Consider the following 21,231-nt stretch of genomic DNA (forward strand, 5'->3'; position numbering starts at 1 on the left):
AAACCCTCGAAATTTTTGGAAGCTTTGCCGATCAATGGGTTAGCCTAACCTGACGTTCGCCAGCAGGGCTTCCGGGTCGATCGCGTGCTTGCCGCCGCGAAACGTGTAGTGCCCGAGCAAGTGGATATGCTGCCAAGCCACCGGGGAGATTTTCTGCAGCAGTGCGAGTGCTTTGCGGTCGTCCTCCCGGCGGTACCGCTCCAGCAGCGTCGAGAGCAGGACCGAGTTGTAGGCGATGATGACGTTGGCGACCAGCCGGCCGCACTGGTTGCTGATCGCGATCGCGAGGTCGGTCCGCCCGATCAGTTGCTTGCCGCCGCTGACCTGGGTGAGCACCGCGCGCAGCTGGTGGTAGGCCTCAATGCGGTTCTGGGAGCGGTGGACGTCACGCTGCAGCTGTGGGTCGCGGAGGTAATCGAGCGTGTAAAGGCTGCGGATCAGCTTGTCGTACTCGAAGACCGCCTTGCGGGTCCGGTCGTGAGGGGACAGGGCACACAGTTTCCGCACCAGGATGGCCTGGCTCATCTCTTTGAGCCCGAGCGTGGCGACGATCCGGTCGATGCTGGCTTTCTCCGCGACGATCAACGCGCGGTCGATCCGGCCGGCTGGCTGAACCAGACAGTCCTGGTAGTCCTCGATCGGGTTGCCGCAGTACAGGTGCTTGAGCTGTGCTTGCCGGCGGGTGAACCGCGGCGCCAGCTTCAGCCCGAACCAGTGGAGGATGGCGAAGTTGGCGCGGTTGATGCTGTGCATGTCGCCGGTGATGGTAGTCGGTGCGATGTCCGAGGTGTTGTGGTAGCAGATGTCGAAGACGTAGTGGCTTTCATGCTCGTGAGCGCCGATCAGCTCCGTTTCCAGCGGCACGTGGTTGGCCAGCAGCGTGTAGGCGACGACGCCCCTGCCGGTGCCGAAGTACTTGCGCGAATGCCGCGCTTTGGCTGTCGGCACGGCGACCGAGAACTTCTGGCCGTCGACGCTGCCGTACAGGACTGCCGGATCGAACGAGTAGAAGGGGAAGATGCCGAGGCCGGCGATGAAGTTGCTGACCCGGTCATTGGCTGCTTTCAGGGTCGACAGGCGCAGGTGCTGCTGATGGGTCGCCTCCAGGACGTGGTACGGGATGTCGCTGGTCTCGGCCATGCCCAGGTTGCCGTGGTTCATGGCCTGACCAAGGATCACGGCCGTCAGGCTGTCGTCGTCGGTAATCCTCTTCGCATAGCGGGGCTGCAGTGGGGTCAGCGCCGACAGAAAGCGGCAGCGCTCGTCCACGAAGCGGAAGATATCGGCGATACCGCGCGCCGGCAGCCGGGCATAGAAGGCGGCCTGCAGCGCTTCCTCCTTGTCGACCTTGGGAGTGCGCCACGACAGGGTCTTGCGCCCGGGGTCGTACTCGAGGTGCTTGAGCTTGCCTTGGCGCAGGTCGCGGTCGAAGATCAACCAAAGTCGATGCAGGTCGGCGCACAAGCCGTCGAGCGTCGCGTCCACGGGTTGGCGCAACCAGGGACTGTCGAGATCCCGGAGCGCCTCCGCCGCCCGGTCCGACGCGACCAGCTCGTCACCGAAGCGGCGATGCCGGACGCTGTCGTCCAGGTGGAGTTCGCCGGTGGCGAGGCGCTTGCGGAGCTGCCGGTAGATCCAGAACTCGTAACGGTACCCGCGCAGGCCGGTCGCCTTGCCATCGTCATCGACGTCGAGCAAATGCGGACGCAGCCGGTCGGGGATGGTGTTTTCCGGGAGCTCGCCGAAGGGCCTTTGGGCGAGGCGCTGTTGACGGGAAAACACGCCCTTCATCCAACGCAAGGCGGCGAGCCACGGATTGTCCGCCGTGGTGGCCGAGACCTCGAGCGCCATGGCGAGCGGGCGCAGATGCTTCCTGCAGCGCGCCGCCGTGCGGTCCACCGCCTGCCAGCGCAGTTCAAGCTGGCTGACCGGCTTTTCGCACAGCCTCTGGCCGGCGCCGAGCATCGCTTCTCTCGGCAGGATCGTGAAGGCCCGGTGGCGGACGGCCCCGAACGGCGTGGCGTCGTCGACCGTGTCGTCGACATAGAGCAGGAGTACGCGGCCAATCCGGGATCCCTCCTGCTGCCGGCCGGCTTGTGCCTGGACGAAGGCGGCCTCCGATTCCTCCTTGGTCTGCCCTTCCATCTGCCCCATGTGGAAACCGAAGGCCTCGACCAGGTTGTCGGTAAGTTGGCGGAAGCGCTGCCAAGCATAGCACAGCAGGTACAGGTGGGTCTGGCCGGGCTTCAGCCGGCGCAGGTCGTAGACCGTGTAGTAATGGGCGAGGCTCGCGTAATAGGCGACGTTCTGCTGCGAGATGTCGAGCTTGGGCAACAGAGTCTTCGCGACCCGGTGCAAGGGCGCCAGGGTGGTGCGCTTTTGGCGCTCCATCGCCATCATGCGGTAGCCGAAGTGCTTGGCGTCCTGCTTGAGCGCCGCCAGTTCCGAGAGGGTGTCCTCGCGCACGAGGAGGCCCTGCAGGGCGGCGCGCGCCTCCTCGTCCAGCCCGTCCTCGACAAGGTGTTCCAGGCGTCGGCGTTCCGCCGTGAGCACCTCGCTGATGATGCCCTGCAGCGTGGTATAACCTGGGCGCACGATGCGCCGGGTGGCCAGGAAGGCCAGCAGTTCCGTCAGGATGAAGGTCGCGGCCACGTCCCGCTTCGCCAGAAGGCCGGCCCTGCCGACGACCGCCGCCCGGTCCGTGTCCGCCCAGAGCCGATAGCCAAACAACCCGGCGATTTCCCGGCGTTGGGCGTAATGCTCGTTGGCGCGGATCGGCTGCGGCGTCAGCGCGCTTCCCGGAAAGTAGCGTTCCATCAGGAAGGCGATGTCGCTGGACGGGACGTCGGGCCAGGAGAAGCCGAAGAAGGCCTGCTTGGCCTTGAAATACCCGATCTGCAGCAGGCACCAGACCTGTTCCGCCAGCCCCTTGCGCTGGTCGACCAGAGCGCGTTCAGCGGCGCTCAGGGCGAAGAACTCGGCTCGCTGGAAGTCGTCGAAGTCGGGCAGGCCGTACAGAGCGAGCCTCTCGGCCTCGGAAAGGACGGTCAGCCGCTTGCTGCCGTCGGCGCGCATCGGTCGGTCGGGCACGCGGTTGTTTCCATCGGATGGACTGGGCTGGGACTTTCCCTATAAAGTGTCTTTTCGGGAAAGTAACCTGTTTCGGACCCAGGTAGGGCTTGGTCCGGAAGGCGCCGGCAACCACCGCGCCACTGATCGTTTTCGGGAAAGTCTGTTTACCGTGCGACCGCCGCCGAAACAACCCAATGCCGAGCGCCGCAGCCGGGAGCACTTGACTCCGACCGAGATCGACCGACTGATCACAGCCGCCCAACGGCTCGGACGTCATGGCCACCGCGATGCGACGATGATTCTGATCGCCTATCGCCATGGGCTGCGCGTCTCGGAACTGGTCGGCCTGCGGCGCGAGCAGGTAGACCTGAGCCTGGGGCTGCTGCATGTGCGCCGTCGTAAGAACGGGCTGCCAAGCACCCATCCCCTACGCGGTCCGGAAATCCGAGCCTTGCGCCGGCTGTTCCGCAATCATCCGGACACGCCCTACGTCTTCGTCTCCGAGCGCAAGGCACCGATGACCGAGGCCACCTTCCGTAAGCTGGTCGCCCGCGCCGGCGAAGCGGCCGGGCTGGGCATGCCGATCCATCCGCACATGCTGCGGCACTCGACCGGCTTCAAGCTGGCCAACGACGGCCAGGACACCCGCGCCATCCAGCATTACCTGGGCCACCGGAACATCCAGCACACCGTCGTCTACACCCACTTGGCGGCCGATCGCTTCAACGGCTTCTGGGACGACTGAAAAACAGCCGAGACAATCAAGCCAGGAAGCCCAACCCATTGAATTTAGAGGATTTCAAAAATTTCGAGGGTTTGGGCTTGGAACCCCTTTCCCCTGCACGCCGTCGGGCAAGACATCCCCCACCGCCTCGGCGAAATGCCAGCCGTTCTTCCGTTCCAGCAGTGCTAGAGCCGTGCCCGAACAGGTCGATCCGCTCGAGACATCTGATCCGATGCGTTGCGCCACGGGCGCAACCTACGACCGTCGGCCCGCATCACCTCCGCCCTGCGTCGAGCCGTAGGTTGCGCCCATGGCGCAACACAGTGCGTCGAGTGGAACGGCCGGCTGCGAGGACTAGAGCGTTTCAACCCGATCGGGGACCGCTTCGGTTCAATCAGCCTGCCGTTCCACTCGCCACGATGCGCATCGGTTCGGCTGCCCCGGGACGAGTCTACTTGATCGGGTATAGCTCTAGTCGTTACTCATCTATCGTATTCTGATAGAGTCTATGGAAGAGAACGAAATCGGGCGGAAGACATCATGTTCAACGCAGCAGTCATGTCGATCGGCCTTGCAGCCCTGTTTGTCACGCAAGCTGATGCGGCCGTCATATACAACTGGCGCACCGAAAGCATAGAGCGGGGCGTTGAAATGGCGGGGCAGATCGAGTTCTCGGAACAGGCTGTTCGTGCCCGCAGAGCCTTATCCGATTTCACGGGCTTCGGTCAGCCCCCGGCGGGATCGCCTGATGATTGGCCAAGGTTCTTCTATCCGAACGGGGATGGGGACGGTGATGTGGACCTGGATCCCGACATTCTCGGCCTCTCCTTCTCCATCCTCGATATCGGCGGAGGGACCATAAGCTTGGATCTTGGTGAGAATCGCGGCCTGTTCTTCGAGATTTTTGCCAACATCGCCTTCGATGAAGGACTCACGCCATCCGGAAGCATTGCGCTGAGGGGCGAGTTCAGCGGGTTCAGGTTGGTTGGGTCAACCGACTCCGCGCCGTTCTGGACAGCCGAATACGGCTCCGATGGAGCATGCTTCCAGCGATGTCTCTCGACCGGAACCTGGGTGCTTGATCCTTCCTCCCTCGACGTAGCTGAACCCGGCAGCCTCGCACTGGTGCTGACCGGCATCCTTGGCATTGGAGTTCTGGTGGGACAGAGCTATACGCGGATGCCCTGGGCGGCACGGGGCGAGAAGGGATGGCTGTCGCGCAGGCATGCGGACCTCGCCCCCGTATCGCGATGGAGTCCATGAGGGGGGCGAACAGTCAGCAGTGCTCATGTCGCTGTTCGCCGGCGTTTGCTCTTCGCCGTTCCCGGTGTCAGCCCACCCGACGGAGGTGAACCTTGCGCCGATATCACCTGCCCATCCTGGGAGCCGCCGCCATAGCTCCCGCCCTCGCATATGCTGCTCCGGCCTACACGATCGTCGATCTGGGGGATCTTGGAGGAGGGCTCAGCGTCGGGAACGATATCAGCGCCAACGGGCAGGTGACGGGATACAGCCATATCGCCCAGGATGCCCCTCCGCACGCATTCCTCTGGGATCCCGCGACCGGCATCCACGACCTCGGCACGCTCGGAGAGAAATACAGCTCAGGCACCGGCATCAACTCCAGGGGGCAGGTGACGGGAGAAAGCACGGCCGCGGACGGGAACAACCGCGCATTCCTGTGGGACCCGGTGAACGGTATGCAAGACCTCGGCACCCTCGGCGGGTCCGGCAGTTCAGGCGCCGACATCAACGATGCCGGGCAAGTGACGGGGCAGAGTCAGAACGCTGACGGCCTCTCCGTCACCTTCCTGTGGGATCCCGAAACCGGCATGCAGGATCTCGGCACCCTCGGCGGTGGATACAGCTCCGGCTCGGCCATCAATCCCGATGGCCTGATCACCGGATCGAGCGAAACCGCGGAAGGAGTCCTTCCGCGTGCATTTCTATGGAGCCCGGCCAACGGCATGCAGGACCTCGGCACGCTGGCACCCTTTCCGTCCGCCAGCGCCGGCTACGGCATCAATGCCCTCGGTCAGGTCACAGGAGAGACCGAAACGATCGAGGTTCCGCACAGGGCCTTCGTCTGGGATCGGGCGAGCGGCATGAAAGAACTCGGCACGCTCGGCGGCCGAGGGAGTGCCGGCTTCGATATCAACGCCAGCGGCCAAGTTACGGGCACCAGCGAACCGGCGGACGGAACCACGCGTGCCTTCCTCTGGGATCCGGCGTTCGGCATGCTCGATCTGAACGATCTTGTTCCACCGGACCTGGGGTGGGACGTCCTCGAAGAGGCCCGCGCGATCAATGACGCAGGGCAGATCACCGGTTATGGCTTCATCAATGGGCAGGCGCGTGCTTTCCTGCTTATGCCGTCCGTGCGTACGGATATACCCGAACCCGGCACACCGGCACCGATGATGGCGGCTCTCCTGGTATTCTGGTTGCTGGGAGGGCGCTGCCGGTTCAGGGCAGGCTGGACCGGACCATCGTGCTGCCTTGGATCACAAGGTATGCCGACGGTTGATGACGGCCCTCGGCATCGGTCCGATCACCGCGACCGCACTGGCGGCTGTCGGTGATGCCACGGTCTTCGAGCCCGGCCTTCGCTTGACGGCGTGGCTCGGCCTGGTGCCGCGCCAGCGCTCGAGCGGTGGCAAAGAACGCCCTGCGTATGTCTCGCAGCCCCTGCCCCACACTGGCCCGCCGGCGCGTCGGTCATCCGGCCGGCCGGAGCGACTTCGGCGGACGGCCCCGGCGGCGCGGCGTGTCCGGTGCCGGTAAGGGCCGGTCCTCGAGCAGGCCCTGGGCGACCGCCTGGGCCAGCAGGTTCTGCACCGACGAGGTCGACCAGCGGGTCTCGCCACGCGGCGTGCGGCAATGCAGGTGTTCAAGATGGCGGGCGATATTCGCCAGCGTCGGGATCTCCAACGTCCGGACAGCCATTGCAACCAAGGTGACTAGATCGTCGCTGTCGCGCCGTCGGGGCGTCCGCTCCAGCACGGCCTTATCGACAAAGCCGTCTCGCGCCAGCCGGCGCACCGCACGGGCCAGCGCCGGGCCAGTCCACGGGCCGCCATCGGGCCGGCGCGCTCCTTTCCGGGCGAGGGTGCGGGCAACCGTCTCCCAGGGATACGCAGGGCGCATCGCCCGAACCTCGGCCAGGATGTCGTCGGCGACGCGCAGCACGTCGGCATCGCGCCGGGCATCGCGGGCACCGTGAACCGCGCGGATCACCGTCTCGGAGCGAAGCCGGAGACCTGGATTGCCGCCGATCCGCCCGAGCTCCCTGGCGGCCTTCAGACCCGCCCTGGTGCGTTCGCGGATCTCGTCGGTCGACACGCGGGCGTACCCGATCAGCGCCATTGCATCCTCTCCGGTGATGGACGCCCCTGTAACCGGAAGAGCGCCCTGCTGGACTATTTTACCAATTTGACAGACGTCTGCAATCGGCCGTTTGGTGAAATACCGGAGGGTTGCGGCGGGCTTGGGTGCGTGTATGCCCCGTGCTGCCGGACGGCGCCGCCAGCCGGCATGAAACAAGTCGCGAGGCCGTTTCGGCATCGGGGAGCGGCGCGATGCCGTGCCCGAACGGCGAGCGTTCGCATCATCGGCTCGGGACATTCAGCATGATCCATTCCCCGGAATCCGGCTTCTCCCACGAGCCTCCCGACAGCGACAGCCCTCACAGGAAACGGCAGTCGGCATAAGGGTCGCGATCGATTGACGGCGGAACACGGCTGTTCTAAAGGATAATGCTGATAACCTTGAGAGAGCAGCCGCAGGAGAGTCCATGACGGGGCGGACCATTCCCGACCGGAGCGTTGCCGCACGATGTCTCATGATCCCGGCTGGATGCTAGGGGACAGTGTCGGCCTGCAAGCCCTGGAGCGCGCGGCAGCCGCGCTCGGTCGGCTGGACAGCGCCGTCACCGGCCATCCGCTGGCGCTGGCATGGCGGCATCGAACCCGCCTCGCCTCGGTTTGCCGGCATGCGGCGACCGATGGCCATCGCATCGACCCGTACCGTCTGGGTGCCATGATCGAGGGCCTGCGGCTGAACGTGGACCGCCGCCAGTCGCTGGTCGACCGCTCGATCGAGATGACGGGATACCTGCTGGCCTGTCGGCATCACCGCCTGATGGCGGTCGCGGCGGACCCTGCCGGGCCGCCGGCCGAGAACCCCGACAGCGAGCGGACCGAGTTGGAGGCGGCGGTCGGGACGGCACTGGCGCACCTGCATTCCGGACCGGCCGAAGGCCCGGTGCTGTGGACGGCCGCCGCCGGCATGATGAGTTGGCTGGAGCGATCCGACGACCGCGGCGCGATCCGGGCGGCGATCCCGCGACTGCTGGTCGAGCGCGGGCTGATGCGGTCCTTATGTCCCAACCTGACCGGCGATGCCGCACTGCGCGATGACCGCGCCACCGGTGATCGGCCACTCGTCGCGATCCTCGACGCCTTGGCGGGAGAGGCGGACGAGGGTGTCCGTCTGCTGCGGACGATGGAGAGGGCGTGGCTGAACGCCCTTGATGCCCTGGAGCGGCGGGCCGATCTGCCGTTGCCGGCTGCACAGGGCCGGCGCCGGGCGGTCCGCTCCGACTCTCCCCTGCCCCGCGCCGTCACCCTGCTGGCGTCCTCGCCGACCCTCGGGCCGGCCCAGTTGGCGCGGGTGCTCGGCCGCAGCATCCCGGCCGCGACGACGGCGCTGAACGAACTGGTCGGCCTCGGCGTCGCGGTCGAACTGACCGGCCGGCGAACCCACCGCCTGTACGGTTTGCCAGACTTGGCGCCGCTTCGTCTGGCCACTGCCGGGCCTCGCCGCCCGCAGGCCGGCCTGATCGGCCGGCCGCCGCTCCGGGAGGTGCCGGAGTCCGAACTGGATATGACGGAGCCGCCGCGGCCGGTGCTGGAACTCTCCACCCTGCCCCGCCGACACCAGCCCGACATGCCGGTCGATCTGGATGCGCTGCTGGCGGACACCGATCGGGCGATCGCGCGGACCAAACGCACGCTCGCGGGACTGGCCGGGATCCGGTCCCCTTCCTGAACGCCGTCGGCATGGGTCCGCGTGCCGACAGCGGCAATCATGCCCAGTCGGCGGCACCGCCATACCCGGATCGATTGCGGCCGACCGTGGTGGTAGGCTGTCTTCCAAGGCAACAACATCCACGTGGGTTAGCAGGAATGTCGAAGGTGCACTGCGTCCGCACGATCCGCATCGCGGAGCGGCCCAACCTGATCTGGATCGAGATCGAAACGGACGAAGGCCTGACCGGTCTCGGCGAAAGCTTCCGAGGAGCCCAGGCCGTCGAGGCGGTGATCCACGAGCAGGTCGCCCCCTGGCTGATCGGCCGCGACTCCCGCCGCATCGAAGCGGTATCGCGTCATCTGATGACGCCCTACCTGGGTTTCCATAGCACTGGAGCCGAGATGCGCGCGGCCAGCGCCATCGATCTCGCCCTGTGGGACTTGGCAGGAAAGCGCCATGGAATTCCAGCGCACGAGGCTTTGGGCGGGGCGGTCCGAACGGAAATCCGCGCCTATAACACCTGCGCCGGCTATGCCTACAACAGCGGCGGCGTCGCGCGGCGCGCCGTCCACGCCACGGACGCCCCTGCCGGGCCTTATGACGATCAGATCGCCTTCATGCGCGACGCCGGCAGTCTGGCGGAAAGCCTTCTGGCGGAGGGATTCACGGCCATGAAGATCTGGCCGCTCGACATCTACGCCGAGGTATCGGGCGGCCACATGATCGGCTTGGCCGACCTGAAAGCCGGGATCGATCCGTTCCGCCGAATCCGTGCTGCGGTGGGCGACCGGATCGACATCATGTGCGAGTTGCACAGCCTGTGGAGTGCCGGCGCCGCCCTTCGGATCTGCCATGCGCTGGAAGAGTTCGACGTCTTCTGGGTCGAAGACCCGATCGCCAAGATGAGCGATGCGAAGGCCCTGGCCGATCTGCGCCGTCGAACGCGGGTGCCGGTCTGCGGCAGCGAGACGCTGGGCGGCGCCGTTTCGTTCCGGGGCATGCTGGAAGCCGACGCGGTCGACGTGGTCATGCTCGATCTTGCTTGGTGCGGCGGGTTGACGGAGGGGCGCAAGATCGCGACCTTGGCCGAGGCCTACGCCAAGCCGCTGGCGCCGCACGACTGTACCGGGCCGGTGACCTTGATGGCCGGGCTTCATCTGGGCCTGCACGCCCCGACGGCAATCTTCCAGGAAGTCGTCAGGGCGACCCTGGCCACGTGGTACCGGGATCTTGTCACCGACCTTCCGGTGATCGTGAACGGCATGGTGCAGGCACCGACCGCGCCGGGGCTGGGCACCGCCCTGCTGCCGGACGTGCGCGGTCGCGGGGACGCGGTGATCCGCGAGACCGGCCAGCCCCGGCGTCCCGAATGATCCCGCGAACCCGTCCGGCGATCCCTGGCCCGGACGCCAAGCGATCCGAACACGGAGTCCTGCAGGGACCAGACGGCCTGCTGGCTCGGCACGGTGGCCTTGTTTGATTTGCCGTAAGTCGGCCTCGGCCGAAGGCTGACCTACCGCACTCGGCTCCTTGGAACTTGTCAGAACCACTGTGCAGCACCATCGGCGCCATGCGGAATCGAAGATACCGGGGTCCCAAGATTCCGGTCCACGCGCCCGCGGCTTGCTTCAGGAATGGTTCACGGAAAGAGCCGCCAACTCATTCGTCAGAAGGAGCAGCGGATCCGACGTTCTACCGACGGCGGTCTTCTCCGTTTACCAGGTAAACGGAGAAGACCGCCTTCTGAAGGGCGATCCGTGAAAGCGCCTTGCGAACGACGGTGTGGCCCTGCCCTTCACGGGACGCTAGGCGCAGCATCACGGATCGGTGCCCGCCCGGCTACAATGCTCGTCCTGACACGATCACCTGGCAGATTTCCGGCGTCGTTCATTGAAGCCGGTGTACGGTGCCGACTGCCCGCATGCCGGAACGATGCAGCGCGTCTCCGTGCCTGATCCGACCAAGACGGCGGTCCGACAGAACGATGACGGAGGAAGCGGCAGAATGGCTGCGGACATGGATTGTTCGGATTCGGCTGAGCCGATACCGCTTCCGCGTGGCAGGGCTACGACCGCTGCATTCTCTCGGGAACCAGGGGCTTTACGCCAGAAAGTTTGAGAGAGCATCGGTGTCGTCGGCGTGGGCGCTGCCGGTATTCTGATCCTCTAAACCAGCGCCGCGGAGGTCGGGCATCTGAAAGGTTATTTGCGGATACCCCAGAGGTCCTGCCCACGAACCACCTTCGGTACGGCCCCGTCGACATGGAGGATGCCGCGAGGTGCCGGAAGAGATCTGCGAAGTTCTCGTTCCGGCTTGTGGCGGGTTCGGACTTCAATACGCCCTGCGGGAGACCGGTTATCCTGATCCCAGTCACGGTCCCAACGTCGAAGCCGTCGGCATCGCCGACTATATATACGATCGCGTGACCTTGGAAGGCATCAGGACCGCCGACGTCGCACTCCATGCATTGAATTTCATCAATTTCACGACGGGGTTCGGTGCGGGCAAGAGCCCTGACCCGGATCGACATCCGTAGTCGGGGATCAACCTGTTCACGACGACAGGCCCGCTGGACCCGTCGGCTGTCCTGTGCAGCATTGCGGATCTTTCATGAGGTCCCTGCCGCTACGACTCCGTTTACCGGGTAAACGGGACACACTGGGCCGTGAACTGCATCGAAGCATGTCATGCTTCTGTTTTTGAGTCTCCGTTTCCTATAAGACCTTCCGGAATGCCAATCACCAAGGGGTGTCCACGGTGGACGATGCGGTCATGATGAAGAAACCCAGATCGAAGAAAGCCAGTGGAACGCCGGCACCGGAAGAAGTGTCCGTTGAGCCGCTGAAGCTTCCCCGGAAGCTGCTCATTTCCGGTAGCAAGGGCGGTATCGGCAAGACCGGATGCAGCCGCATCGTCGGGGTCGCCGCGAGCCTGGACGGACTGAAGGTCGCGCTCGTCGATACCGATGACCAGAGAAGCCTGGCCGCCTGGCATACCCTGCGGGATGAGTCCGGCTACGAGACTCTGGCGAAGCTCGACTGCTTCCCGATGGACATCACGACTGCTCCGGAGGAGATCGGCAAGCTGACCGGCTACGACCTGGTTGTGATCGACACGCCCAACGCCGTGCAGGCTTACCGAGACGCAGTGATCCGCCTAATCGGCTTGGCGGACTTCGTCCTGCTCCCGACGGGAATGACCTTCGATGATCGCCGCTCCGCCATACCCTGGATGGGCGTGATGAAGCATTACGGCAAGGAGGCCGCGTTCGTCATGAACCGCGTGAAGCGCGGGACGGTGGCGTTCCGCGACGCCAAGAAGCTGCTCCTGAAGGAGGGCCGTCTCTGCCCGGTGGACATCCCAGATCTCGAACACATCCATTCATTCGCCGACCAGGGCCTTTCCGCAGTGGATATAGACAATGCCAAGGGCCGCGACGACTGCATCGGGCTGTGGCACTTCGTCCGTAACGAAATGAGGCTTTGATGGTCAGTCTTACCCAAGCGAAGAAGAAGGCCGCCGTCGCCGACACCCGGGCGCTCTCCTTCATTGGCGACCCGGAGGAGACCCGTTCCCCGCCGGCCTCGCCGGACGCCGGCCTCGACCGAATCGTCGATCCCGAGGATGCAGACGCGTTTCGGGAGCATCTCGACCGCCTCTGGCGTGAAACCCGCCAGCGCGTGCTGGCGATCGGTCGCAACCTGTTGAATGCGCTGGAGAAGCTGGAGGATCAGCCGGGGCGTTTCGAGCGGCTGATAGAGGGTCTGCCGTTTTCGCGCCCGATCGCCAGCCAGATGATCGCCATCGCCAAGGCGGTGGAGGAGCGGAAGCTGGTCGAGGAGGAGATTCCGCCCTCCTATTCCGTCGCCTACCAGCTGACCACCCTGTCCGACGAGGAGATCAAGCGCGCCCGGCAGTCCGGTCTCGTGCGGCCTGACATCGGCCGGAAGGACATCATCGAGTTCAAGCGCTCGCTGCGCGCCGCCAAGCCCCGCCAGGGCACCCTCGACCTGCGCCGGCTTAAGGCCCAGCGCGACCGTCTCCGCCGCGCCCTGGCGGAGGTCGAGGACAGCATCCGCCTGCTGGAGGGCGGCGGGGTTCAGGGCACTGCGCACCACGGAGTCGACATCGTCGGCGACTGAGCGATCCGGCAGCGGTCCGCCGGACCGCTCCGATGCCGTATCCGGCGGTGGACCGGCAGCCTCGTCGGGGGAGGGCAGGGGGGTGCCGGCGATCCTGCCGGGCCACTTGCCTTCAGCCACCAGCCGGGCCTTGATCTCCTCGAAACGGGCGATCTCGGCCTGCCGTTCCGCTCTTCGGCGGTCCTCCAGGGCGGCGCGGTCCTCCGCCGAAAGCGGTCTCGGCGCTTGCAGCGAGGCGGGCATTTCCAGGCAGCGCCTCAGGCGGTCCCGTTGTTGCCGGGCATCTCGGACCAGCGACTCGCACAGGGTCCGGAATTCTCCCGGATGGGGAGCCCGACGGTTCTTCGGATCGCGCCGCCAGCGCCGGCAGGCCTCCTGGACCGCCCAGAGCGGGTATTCCTCGACATCCTCACCCCACTCGGCGGCGATATCCTCCTCCATTTCAGGAGGCCTGTCGGCCTGCCGGTATCTGGACAACAAGACGGCGATGGCACGCATGGCCCTGCCGTTCTCGTCCCAATCCTGCGGACGCAGGTAGTCGTCGAACCCGGCCAGGATCCGCCGGGCGGCCTCGGCCTGACGGGCGGGCAGGGGAGCAGGGTGCCACGGCTTCTCGGCGGTTCCCACGAAATCGGGCCGACAGGCCGCCGTGTCGTCTCCCGGATCAGGCGTCGTGAGCGTAATGCGCTCGGCGTTCAGCAGCCGCGCGAGCCCAGGCGTCAAATCGGGCTTGACCGGCAGGCCCCTGGGCAGCGCGGCTTCGGGGGAGATCGGAGCGCGGGGCAGGGCGTCGGGGGTCGCGGGAAGCGTTGGGGCATGCATGCGTCTTCCTTTCGGTGAGCAGCCAGCGGCGGAACAGGCTCGAAGGGTCGGTGAGCGGCCTGCCGCCGTGATGAAGGATGAACTTGCGGGCGACCAGGGCGATGTCTTCCGGCGTGAGGTCGCTCCGGTGGTCGCGGGCGAATACCAGGTCGGACGGGTCGGGAGTCCAATCCTCGTCCAGGACCGCCGTTCCCGACCCGACCGTCTGCCCGGTCCCGGAATTCCCCGCCTCTCGCGCATCAGCGCGTTCAGGGGGAGAGGTTTGTTGTTCAAGGTGTTCTGTATCGCGCTGGACGACAGCAGCCTCCGCCGACAGATCCTCCGAAGGGAGAGGGCCTGCCGTTTCGGGCCCGTTGTCCAGGTTATCGGAAAAGATCCGGAACAGGGCTTCATGCCCCGCGAGACGGTATGTGCAGGTGCGGATCCTCGGGTTCGGATGTCGGCCCTTCGCGATCAACGCGAGGTCTACGAGCTTCGCCAGGATACGGTTGACGGTACTGCGGTCGAGCTTCGACTTGGCGGCGATCGTGGATTGCGAAGGCCAGCACAGACCGTGCCGGTCGGCATGGGCGCAGAGGACGAACAGGACGGCCAGGTCGGCGGCGCCCAGGTCGGGATGGTCCAGATAACGGGCCGGAACGAGCCCGATCCTCTGCCTGGAACGGCATTCCATGCAGCAAATCCTTTCAAGTCGTCGATCGGGACGACGGGCCGTCGTCATCCCGGCGCAATCCATCCTGACCATGTCCGGTCCGGCGATCCTTCGGCTGCCGGGACCGGTCATGGAGTGAGGACCGCATCCGGATGGCCCGCATCCCTCATGGGATCTTCCGTCCGATTCACACGCCGATGTTCGGTTTTGCCCTGCCAGTATGGCCCCCACCGCGTCATGATGACGGTCAGGGGTGGATAAAGGCGCCGGCGCGCCTGCCACCATGCCGTCGCCCGCGTCAGGGTGACGGGCCGTGGGGCATGGTGGTGCGACCTTCCGCCTGCCATCAACCCCCCCGTCGCGTCACCCTGCGAATCGCTGCTCCGCGTCGATTGGAATAATCCTGGACACCGGGTCGTTGGGTTCGACCGACACCCGGGGTGCTCGGCCGAGGCGCCATCATGCCCCCGTCCACGTCACGGTGACGTGTCCGGGGGCATGATGGCTCCGAAAGCCTCCCTGTGACCGGGAGTGACGTGTCCGGGGGCATCATGGCATCCGAAAAATCCCGGAGCATCAGCCATCATCCCCTCGGACACGTCACCCTGATGGGTCCGGGGCGTCGGTGACGTCGAAACCGTTGTGACATTTCGATATCACCCTTTCGGGCGGCAGCCATGGTCGCGAACGAGGGGGTTTGAGGATGGCGCGGTGCGATCGACACTCCACCGCACTCGCCGAATCGACGTGCGCGGGCGTCCTGCGCGGGCGCCATCATGGACCCGAACAGGTCATCGTGACGTATAGGAGGCCGTGATGGCCCCGGAAAGGGCTGACGCGGGGGTTTGGCCGGCCTCGAACTCGCCCTGTTCGGCGTTGCTGGCGCCTTTATGGCCCCCGGCGCGTCATGTTGGGCAACCCGCCACCTTTCGACGGGTTGTCAGGATGGCCCCTGACGGGTCACCATGACGTCCTGGGGGCCATGATGGAGCGGGGCCCGGGAGAGGTTCTCGTGCAGGATTTCGATACCGACAGTTTCGATGCCGCCCTCGGCGGCTGCGGCAGGGGCGCTACCGGATCGACCGGCGCCGGCAAGGTGCCGGAGGTCCTGCCGCCGGATCCAGCCATGCGGACCAGCCCGCTGGCCGTGTCGAACTGGATTCACGGAGACCCCAGCTTCCTGAAGGTGCGGGAACTGATCGAGGTCGTGGATCCCGAGCTGTCGGTCACCGACCGCAAGCTGCTCGACGCCATGCTGGCCCATGCCACTGATGCCGTGGTGAGCGTCGTCGCCAGCGGCAAGTCGTCTCCCGGCACGATGCTCTACTCCGCGCTCGCGACCGACATGAAGCGGGCGATGGGATGGGAAGGGCACAAGAGCAACAAGAGCCTGCTGGCCGCGGCCCGGAAGCTGCAGGGGTCGGTCATCACGATCGGCTATTTCGCGCCGGGCGACGACAATCTCCGCCACATGAACATCAGCCTCGTCACCCTGTCCGACGTGCCCGAGAACCAGGGCATCGTGTACTGGCGCTTCAGTCCCGAACTGGAGAAGCTGATGTCCACGCGAGGCGAGCGGTTCCTGGTGCAGTTGAAGGTGCTGGCCAAGCTCACCTCCGGCTACAGCCACCGCCTTTATCAACTGCTCTGCGCCAATGCCGACCGCGAGACCTTTTCCTGGACGGTGTCGGTGGGTGATCTGAGGCAGGTGCTGAACGCGGCCGCGACGAGCTACGACTCGTGGGCGGCATTCGAGCGTCGCGTGCTCAAGGTGGCCGTGGACGAGATCAACCGGTATGCCGCCTTCCGCGTCCGCTACGAGTTGATCGCGGACGAGCGGACGCGACGGCGGACCCATGTGACCTTCGTGGTGGAGGGGCCGACCAGCGCTCTTCCGCCCGCCAAGATGGAGGCCGAGCCGCAGGACCTGCCGGGGCAGCTCACCCTCGACCTGCCGGCGGTCGATCCGGCTTGCGAGATCGATCCGGCAGCGTTGGCCCGCAGGCTGACGGCCCAGACCCGTGAGCGTCTGCGCGCCGACTACGGCCATGCGCCGATCGACGACCTGGTGGTGGCCTGGGCGGAATGGTGCGCCCGGCACGGCGTCAAGGTCGACCGGCCCGCCCGGGTGTTCGAGCGCTGGCTGACCACCATGTTCGGGGACCTGGTCCTGGCCGTGCAGCAGGGCCGCCCGGCGGATTGGACCGAAGCCCTGGGCCGCGACCTGGACCAGCCCAACTGCAGGGCCATGTTCGCGCTCAGCAACATGGTGGCCCAGCAGCGCCAGCGATGGCTGAACCTGGCCCGGCGCAAGGCTGCCGACAGGTCTCTCCGGTCGAAGCTGCCGGGGACGTCGGTCGAGGCGGTCCATTTCCACGAGTGGGTCCACCTCGTGCTCGACGAGTTCGCCATGGCCCATCCGGTCTGAGCCGCCAAGGCAGGGGAGAGGAGGGCGAGCGCCACCGGCAGCGTGATGAGATGGACGGGAGCGCCGGGAGACCGGCAGGAGGTTTGAGGTGAAAGTCCTCTACGGTGAAGGAGTAGCGACCCACACCGGCCCCGAGTCATGCGCCGCGACCCGTGAGGGTCGGGGCGAAGCGTTGACAGGGGAACACGTAGGCCAGCCATTGAGCGGCGAAAGCCACCTTCGGGGTGCCGATGCCCTCCGTCCGGCAGAAGGCAACACGCCCGGCGTCGCGACCGCGAGACGCCGGACGGCCCCGCGTCGTCGTAGACCCTGGCATGCGTCGATGCCTCCTGCACGGGAACCGGGAGATCTCCGGGGCCGTCTGCGTGAGCCGCACGCAGACCGCGGTGGGAAGACCGGAGGTCGTCGCCACCGATGAACGGCCCGGAGAAGTCGGACTCGCCCGTAGTAGCGGAGAAGCTGGCGAACACGGCGGCCATGGCCGCGGCGGAGCCGGTGGAGCGAAGGGGCGGGACCAAGGAGAATGCGGACCCGCAAACCACGATCCGGACGCAGAGCCGGGAAGCCGTGTCACGTGCGCAGGCCCGCATACGAGAGGCTGTTGCCAGGAACAGACAGGAAAAGCTCACTGCGCTCCTGCACCACGTCAGCGTGGACGTGCTGCGGGCGGGGTTCTTCAGCCTGAAGAAGACCGCCGCACCCGGCATCGACGGCGTGACATGGGCCGACTACGCGGAGGATCTGGAAGCCAATCTCGCGGACCTCCACGCCCGTGTCCACCGGGGAGCGTACCGCGCGCTGGCCTCCCGCCGACGGTACATTCCGAAGGCGGATGGCCGGCAACGGCCGCTCGGCATCGCCGCCCTGGAGGACAAGATCGTCCAGGCGGCGGTGGTGGCGATCCTGACGCCGATCTATGAGGCGGAGTTCCTGAGCTTCAGCTATGGGTTCCGTCCCGGGCGCGGACAGCACGACGCGCTGGACGCGCTTGCGTACGGGATCGGGAAGCGGCGGATCAACTGGATACTGGATGCTGACATCCGATCGTTCTTTGACACGATCGGCCATGACTGGCTGATCCGTTTCCTCGAACATCGGGTTGGTGATACCAGGGTCGTCCGGCTTATCCGTAAATGGCTGAAGGCAGGGGTGCTCGAAGAGGGGCTCTGGATCGAGACGCAGGAAGGGACGCCGCAGGGCTCGGTGGTTTCGCCACTCCTTGCAAACGTGTACCTTCACTACGTCTATGATCTCTGGGCGCAACAATGGCGAGGCCGTCACGCGACCGGCGACATGATCGTGGTGCGCTATGCGGACGATACCATTGTCGGCTTCGAGCACCAGCACGACGCGGAGATGTTCCTTGCCGACCTCGCGGCCCGCCTCGCCCGGTTCGGGCTGGGGCTCCATCCCGACAAGACACGGCTCATCGAGTTCGGTCGGTACGCCGTGCCGAACCGACGAGCGCGTGGACTTGGCAAACCGAAGACCTTCGACTTCCTGGGATTTACGCATTACTGCGCAACCCAACGAAGTGGCAAAGGCTTCGTGCTGGGACGGGCGCCGATCCGAAAGCGGATGCGAGCGAAGCTGCGAGAGATCAAGGACCACCTCCGGGCGACCCGCCACGACGGGGTCGATGTCCAGGGAACCTGGCTCGCCCAAGTCCTGCGCGGCTGGATGGCCTACTACGCCGTGCCCATGAGCGGATCGGCGGTCTCCGCCTTCCGGCACCACGTGATCGAGCGATGGCTCCGCGCCATACGGCGCCGGGGGCAGAAGCATCGGTTGCCGTGGGATCGGATGAAGCGCATCGCCGACCGCTACCTGCCCAAACCACGCATCCTGCATCCCTGGCCGGAGCAACGGTTCCTCGTCAGCATCCAAGGTAGGAGCCCGGTGCGGTAGCACCGCACGCCGGGATCTGTGCGGGGGGCGGCTGGAAACAGCTGTCCCTACCGCGACCCTCCCGCATCTGGCACGTCAGTGCCACGTAGCGGATAGGTCCCCTTCATCACGGAGATTGTGCGATGTCTGCGGCATTCATCGGTCTCGATCTGGCGAAGTCGGTGTTTCAGGTTCACGGTGTTGATGTTCAGGGCAAGGTGGTTGTGACGAAGCGGCTGCGGCGGGACGCGGTGCTGGCGTTCTTCGCCAACCTGGCGCCGTGCGTGGTCGGGATGGAGGCCTGTGCCGGGTCGCACTTTTGGGCGAGAGAGATTGCCCGGCTTGGTCACACGGTACGCCTGATGGCGCCGCAGTATGTCAAGCCTTACGTGAAGCGCCAGAAGAACGACCGGGCCGACGCCGAGGCGATCTGCGAGGCGGTGCAGCGGCCAAGCATGCGCTTCGTGGCGGTCAAGAGCGAGGAGCAGCAGAGCACGCTGGCGATCCACCGGGTGCGCGAGACGCTGGTTGCTCAAAAGACCCAGCTGATCAACGCGTTGCGCGCTCACCTCGCCGAGTTCGGCATCATCGCCCCCCAGGGCGCCGGCAAGATCGCGCAGCTGACCGCCGTGGTGGCCGACCCGGAGGACACCCGGGTTCCCGCTCTGGCACGAAGCGTTCTCCAAAGTCTTGTCGACCAACTGCGCGACACCGAACGCCGGATCGAGGACCTTGATGCCCGGCTGGCCGAGCAGGCTCAGGCGGACGAGGTCTGCCAGCGGCTGATGACGGTTCCCGGCATCGGCCCGATCACCGCGACCGCACTGACGGCGACGATTGGCGACGCCACGGTCTTCGAGTCCGGCCGCCATCTGGCGGCTTGGCTCGGCCTGGTGCCGCGCCAGACCTCGAGCGGTGGTAAGGAGCGCTTGGGGGGCATCTCCAAGGCGGGCGACGGTTATCTGCGCCGGATGCTGGTGAATGGCGCGCGGGCGGTAATGCGCTGGCAGGGCACGAAGTCGCCGTGGCTGGCCGGGCTGCTGAAGCGGCGGCCCTTCAACGTCGCGGTGGTGGCGCTGGCCAACAAGCTGGCCCGGATCGCCTGGGCAGTGATGGCGCGCGGCGAGGAGTACCGCAAGCCTGCCATGACGGCCGAACCGGCGACGGCGTGAGGCAGCGATGAAGGCGCCATCCGCACTGGGGATCCCGACCAGAGCCAGGATAGCACCGTGCTCGCTCCGGCAAGGCCGAGCCGCCTTCGGTGGTGGCCCTGGCGGGCCAGCCTTGCCGTTCGCTGCGCGCGGCGCTCCTGATAAAGACAGGTCGGGGCGGAGAGGTGGTCCCGCTGATCGAACAAAGAGGTTGTCAGAAGGAAGAACTGGATGAGCAGTTCCGCCCGGTCAGCTCCCTGACCAGGGCCACCCCCTCACCTTCGGTTTGCGAGGGCACTCGCGACGTGATGACACCATAGGTCGGACCGGGATTGGCAGAACCCGCCTGCAACAGCGAGCGAAACAGCTCGACAGCGTGATTGGGTGTCGATCCGCGGATCTCATCAGGGCCAGCAGTCCTGCGGACTGCATAAACAGGCCGAATAGATGGCAGCAACCGGCTTTTGATGTCGCAACGTTCCAGGAAGCTCTTGCAAGGCGGGGGCCGTCCATAGATGTTGCAGGGATATGCGGGATCGCGTAAGGGACGACCTGTTTCGATGTTCCGGATCCCGCCTTCATGCCGCATAAAGCCAACGCTGCTCGCCGCCACCATATTCCGCGGCCGAAGCGGCGGGTGACGAACTGGGTGGTGTACAACGAGGCGCTGCGCCGGCGGGCCCGGACGCTGGAGTTGCCGGCGCAGACCCGCGCCACCGGTGGAGCGATCCACCTGCTGGTCGACAGTTCCGGGCTGAAGCTGGGTGGCCCGGGCGAATGGCTGGTCGAGAAACACGGCACCAGCAAGCGGCGGTCATGGCGCAAGCTGCACATCGGCTTTGACGCGGTGACCGGCCGGATCGTCGCCTCCATCCTGACCTACCGCGACGTCGATGACGCTTCGCAGGTTGAGCCTCTGCTCGACCAGATCGCCGAACCGATGGAGCTTTTCCTGGCCGACGGCGGCTATGATAGAACCGGCGTCTACACCGCCCTGGAAGAGCGCCATCCGGACGCGAAGGTGATCGTTCCACCCCGTGCTGATGCCGTGCTCAGCGCCACGGCGGAAACCGAGCCCACCCAGCGCGATGGCCACATCCAGGCGATCGCTGACAAGGGGCGAATGGCTTGGCAGCGTGACAGCGGCTATAATCAACGGGTCGGTGTCGAGGGCCAGTTCGCGCGCTGGAAGCAGGTCATCGGTGATGGACTGCGCTTCCACAGCGACCAGGTCCGCGCTACCAAGGTTGCCGTCGCCGCCCGGGTGCTTAACCGAATGCTCGATCTTGGACGCCGGGACTCCGTCCGCGTCGCATGATCAC

Annotated in this window: 15 protein-coding genes and 1 pseudogene; 13 read left to right on the forward strand and 3 right to left on the reverse strand. The window is 66.0% G+C overall.

The features are described 5' to 3' along the window. Nucleotides 1-39: 39 nt before the first annotated feature. Entirely contained in the window at nt 40-3,075 is a 3,036-nt protein-coding gene (locus IGS68_RS29730; RefSeq protein ID WP_201082842.1) for a Tn3 family transposase, read from the reverse strand. Nucleotides 3,076-3,241: 166 nt separating this feature from the next. Between IGS68_RS29730 and IGS68_RS29735 the strand changes: the two genes are divergently transcribed. From IGS68_RS29735 to IGS68_RS29750, 4 genes and pseudogenes are all read left to right on the forward strand, one after another. Beyond that, on the forward strand, nt 3,242-3,817 hold the full coding sequence (locus tag IGS68_RS29735; RefSeq protein WP_201082843.1) for a tyrosine-type recombinase/integrase: 576 nt from the start codon (nt 3,242-3,244) through the stop codon (nt 3,815-3,817). Nucleotides 3,818-4,336: 519 nt separating this feature from the next. After that, complete coding sequence (locus tag IGS68_RS29740) at nt 4,337-5,059, forward strand: hypothetical protein (protein WP_201081750.1); 723 nt, start codon at nt 4,337-4,339, stop codon at nt 5,057-5,059. 236 nt (nt 5,060-5,295) lie between these two features. Next, nucleotides 5,296-6,378, forward strand: coding sequence for a hypothetical protein (locus IGS68_RS29745; RefSeq protein WP_247881483.1), 1,083 nt, complete (start codon nt 5,296-5,298; stop codon nt 6,376-6,378). Further along, nucleotides 6,308-6,457 (forward strand): annotated as a pseudogene (locus tag IGS68_RS29750) (transposase); the annotation flags it as partial. The gene IGS68_RS29745 and the pseudogene IGS68_RS29750, both read left to right, overlap by 71 nt. A gap of 57 nt (nt 6,458-6,514) precedes the next feature. Here IGS68_RS29750 and IGS68_RS29755 read toward each other — a convergent pair. After that, on the reverse strand, nt 6,515-7,162 hold the full coding sequence (locus IGS68_RS29755; RefSeq protein WP_201081754.1) for a hypothetical protein: 648 nt from the start codon (nt 7,160-7,162) through the stop codon (nt 6,515-6,517). A 468-nt stretch (nt 7,163-7,630) separates the two neighbouring features. Between IGS68_RS29755 and IGS68_RS29760 the strand changes: the two genes are divergently transcribed. From IGS68_RS29760 to IGS68_RS29780, 5 genes are all read left to right on the forward strand, one after another. Continuing rightward, the gene (locus IGS68_RS29760) at nt 7,631-8,845 is read left to right on the forward strand and encodes a hypothetical protein (protein WP_201081756.1); all 1,215 of its coding nucleotides are present in this window, start codon (nt 7,631-7,633) and stop codon (nt 8,843-8,845) included. Between the two features lie 137 nt (nt 8,846-8,982). Beyond that, entirely contained in the window at nt 8,983-10,200 is a 1,218-nt protein-coding gene (locus IGS68_RS29765) for a mandelate racemase/muconate lactonizing enzyme family protein (protein WP_201081758.1), read from the forward strand. A 905-nt stretch (nt 10,201-11,105) separates the two neighbouring features. Next, the gene (locus tag IGS68_RS29770; RefSeq protein ID WP_201081760.1) at nt 11,106-11,363 is read left to right on the forward strand and encodes a hypothetical protein; all 258 of its coding nucleotides are present in this window, start codon (nt 11,106-11,108) and stop codon (nt 11,361-11,363) included. 236 nt (nt 11,364-11,599) lie between these two features. Continuing rightward, nucleotides 11,600-12,313, forward strand: a complete 714-nt coding sequence (locus tag IGS68_RS29775; protein ID WP_201081762.1) for a ParA family protein — start codon at nt 11,600-11,602, stop codon at nt 12,311-12,313. After that, nucleotides 12,313-12,969 (forward strand): hypothetical protein, encoded by a 657-nt coding sequence (locus tag IGS68_RS29780; protein ID WP_201081764.1) that lies wholly within the window; start codon nt 12,313-12,315, stop codon nt 12,967-12,969. Before IGS68_RS29775 ends, IGS68_RS29780 begins: the two co-directional genes overlap by 1 nt. A 664-nt stretch (nt 12,970-13,633) precedes the next feature. Here the strand turns inward: IGS68_RS29780 and IGS68_RS29785 are convergent. Then, nucleotides 13,634-14,512 (reverse strand): helix-turn-helix domain-containing protein, encoded by an 879-nt coding sequence (locus IGS68_RS29785; RefSeq protein ID WP_201081766.1) that lies wholly within the window; start codon nt 14,510-14,512, stop codon nt 13,634-13,636. Nucleotides 14,513-15,455: 943 nt separating this feature from the next. Here IGS68_RS29785 and IGS68_RS29790 point away from each other — a divergent pair. The 4 genes from IGS68_RS29790 to IGS68_RS29805 all read left to right on the forward strand — a co-directional run bounded on the left by IGS68_RS29790 (nt 15,456) and on the right by IGS68_RS29805 (nt 21,227). Next, nucleotides 15,456-16,871, forward strand: a complete 1,416-nt coding sequence (locus IGS68_RS29790; protein WP_201081768.1) for a replication initiation protein — start codon at nt 15,456-15,458, stop codon at nt 16,869-16,871. 414 nt (nt 16,872-17,285) lie between these two features. Further along, nucleotides 17,286-18,779: a group II intron reverse transcriptase/maturase gene (ltrA, locus tag IGS68_RS29795; RefSeq protein WP_201081769.1), complete on the forward strand. Its 1,494-nt coding sequence runs from the start codon at nt 17,286-17,288 to the stop codon at nt 18,777-18,779. A gap of 122 nt (nt 18,780-18,901) precedes the next feature. Further along, entirely contained in the window at nt 18,902-19,930 is a 1,029-nt protein-coding gene (locus IGS68_RS29800) for an IS110 family RNA-guided transposase (RefSeq protein WP_201081771.1), read from the forward strand. 559 nt (nt 19,931-20,489) lie between these two features. Further along, nucleotides 20,490-21,227, forward strand: a complete 738-nt coding sequence (locus tag IGS68_RS29805; protein WP_201081773.1) for an IS5 family transposase — start codon at nt 20,490-20,492, stop codon at nt 21,225-21,227. The last annotated feature ends 4 nt before the right edge of the window (nt 21,228-21,231 follow it).

Source organism: Skermanella sp. TT6 (genome assembly GCF_016653635.2).
Taxonomy (GTDB): Bacteria; Pseudomonadota; Alphaproteobacteria; order Azospirillales; family Azospirillaceae; genus Skermanella; species Skermanella cutis.

Bases quoted from the DNA above. Each gene is read 5' to 3' on its own strand.
- IGS68_RS29800 (WP_201081771.1), top strand. From the start codon at position 18,902: ATGTCTGCGGCATTCATCGGTCTCGATCTGGCGAAGTCGGTGTTTCAG.
- IGS68_RS29740 (WP_201081750.1), top strand. From the start codon at position 4,337: ATGTTCAACGCAGCAGTCATGTCGATCGGCCTTGCAGCCCTGTTTGTC.
- IGS68_RS29785 (WP_201081766.1), bottom strand. From the start codon at position 14,512: ATGACGACGGCCCGTCGTCCCGATCGACGACTTGAAAGGATTTGCTGC.
- IGS68_RS29765 (WP_201081758.1), top strand. From the start codon at position 8,983: ATGTCGAAGGTGCACTGCGTCCGCACGATCCGCATCGCGGAGCGGCCC.
- IGS68_RS29760 (WP_201081756.1), top strand. From the start codon at position 7,631: ATGTCTCATGATCCCGGCTGGATGCTAGGGGACAGTGTCGGCCTGCAA.
- IGS68_RS29780 (WP_201081764.1), top strand. From the start codon at position 12,313: ATGGTCAGTCTTACCCAAGCGAAGAAGAAGGCCGCCGTCGCCGACACC.
- IGS68_RS29775 (WP_201081762.1), top strand. From the start codon at position 11,600: ATGATGAAGAAACCCAGATCGAAGAAAGCCAGTGGAACGCCGGCACCG.
- IGS68_RS29730 (WP_201082842.1), bottom strand. From the start codon at position 3,075: ATGCGCGCCGACGGCAGCAAGCGGCTGACCGTCCTTTCCGAGGCCGAG.
- IGS68_RS29755 (WP_201081754.1), bottom strand. From the start codon at position 7,162: ATGGCGCTGATCGGGTACGCCCGCGTGTCGACCGACGAGATCCGCGAA.
- ltrA (WP_201081769.1), top strand. From the start codon at position 17,286: ATGAACGGCCCGGAGAAGTCGGACTCGCCCGTAGTAGCGGAGAAGCTG.
- IGS68_RS29805 (WP_201081773.1), top strand. From the start codon at position 20,490: ATGCCGCATAAAGCCAACGCTGCTCGCCGCCACCATATTCCGCGGCCG.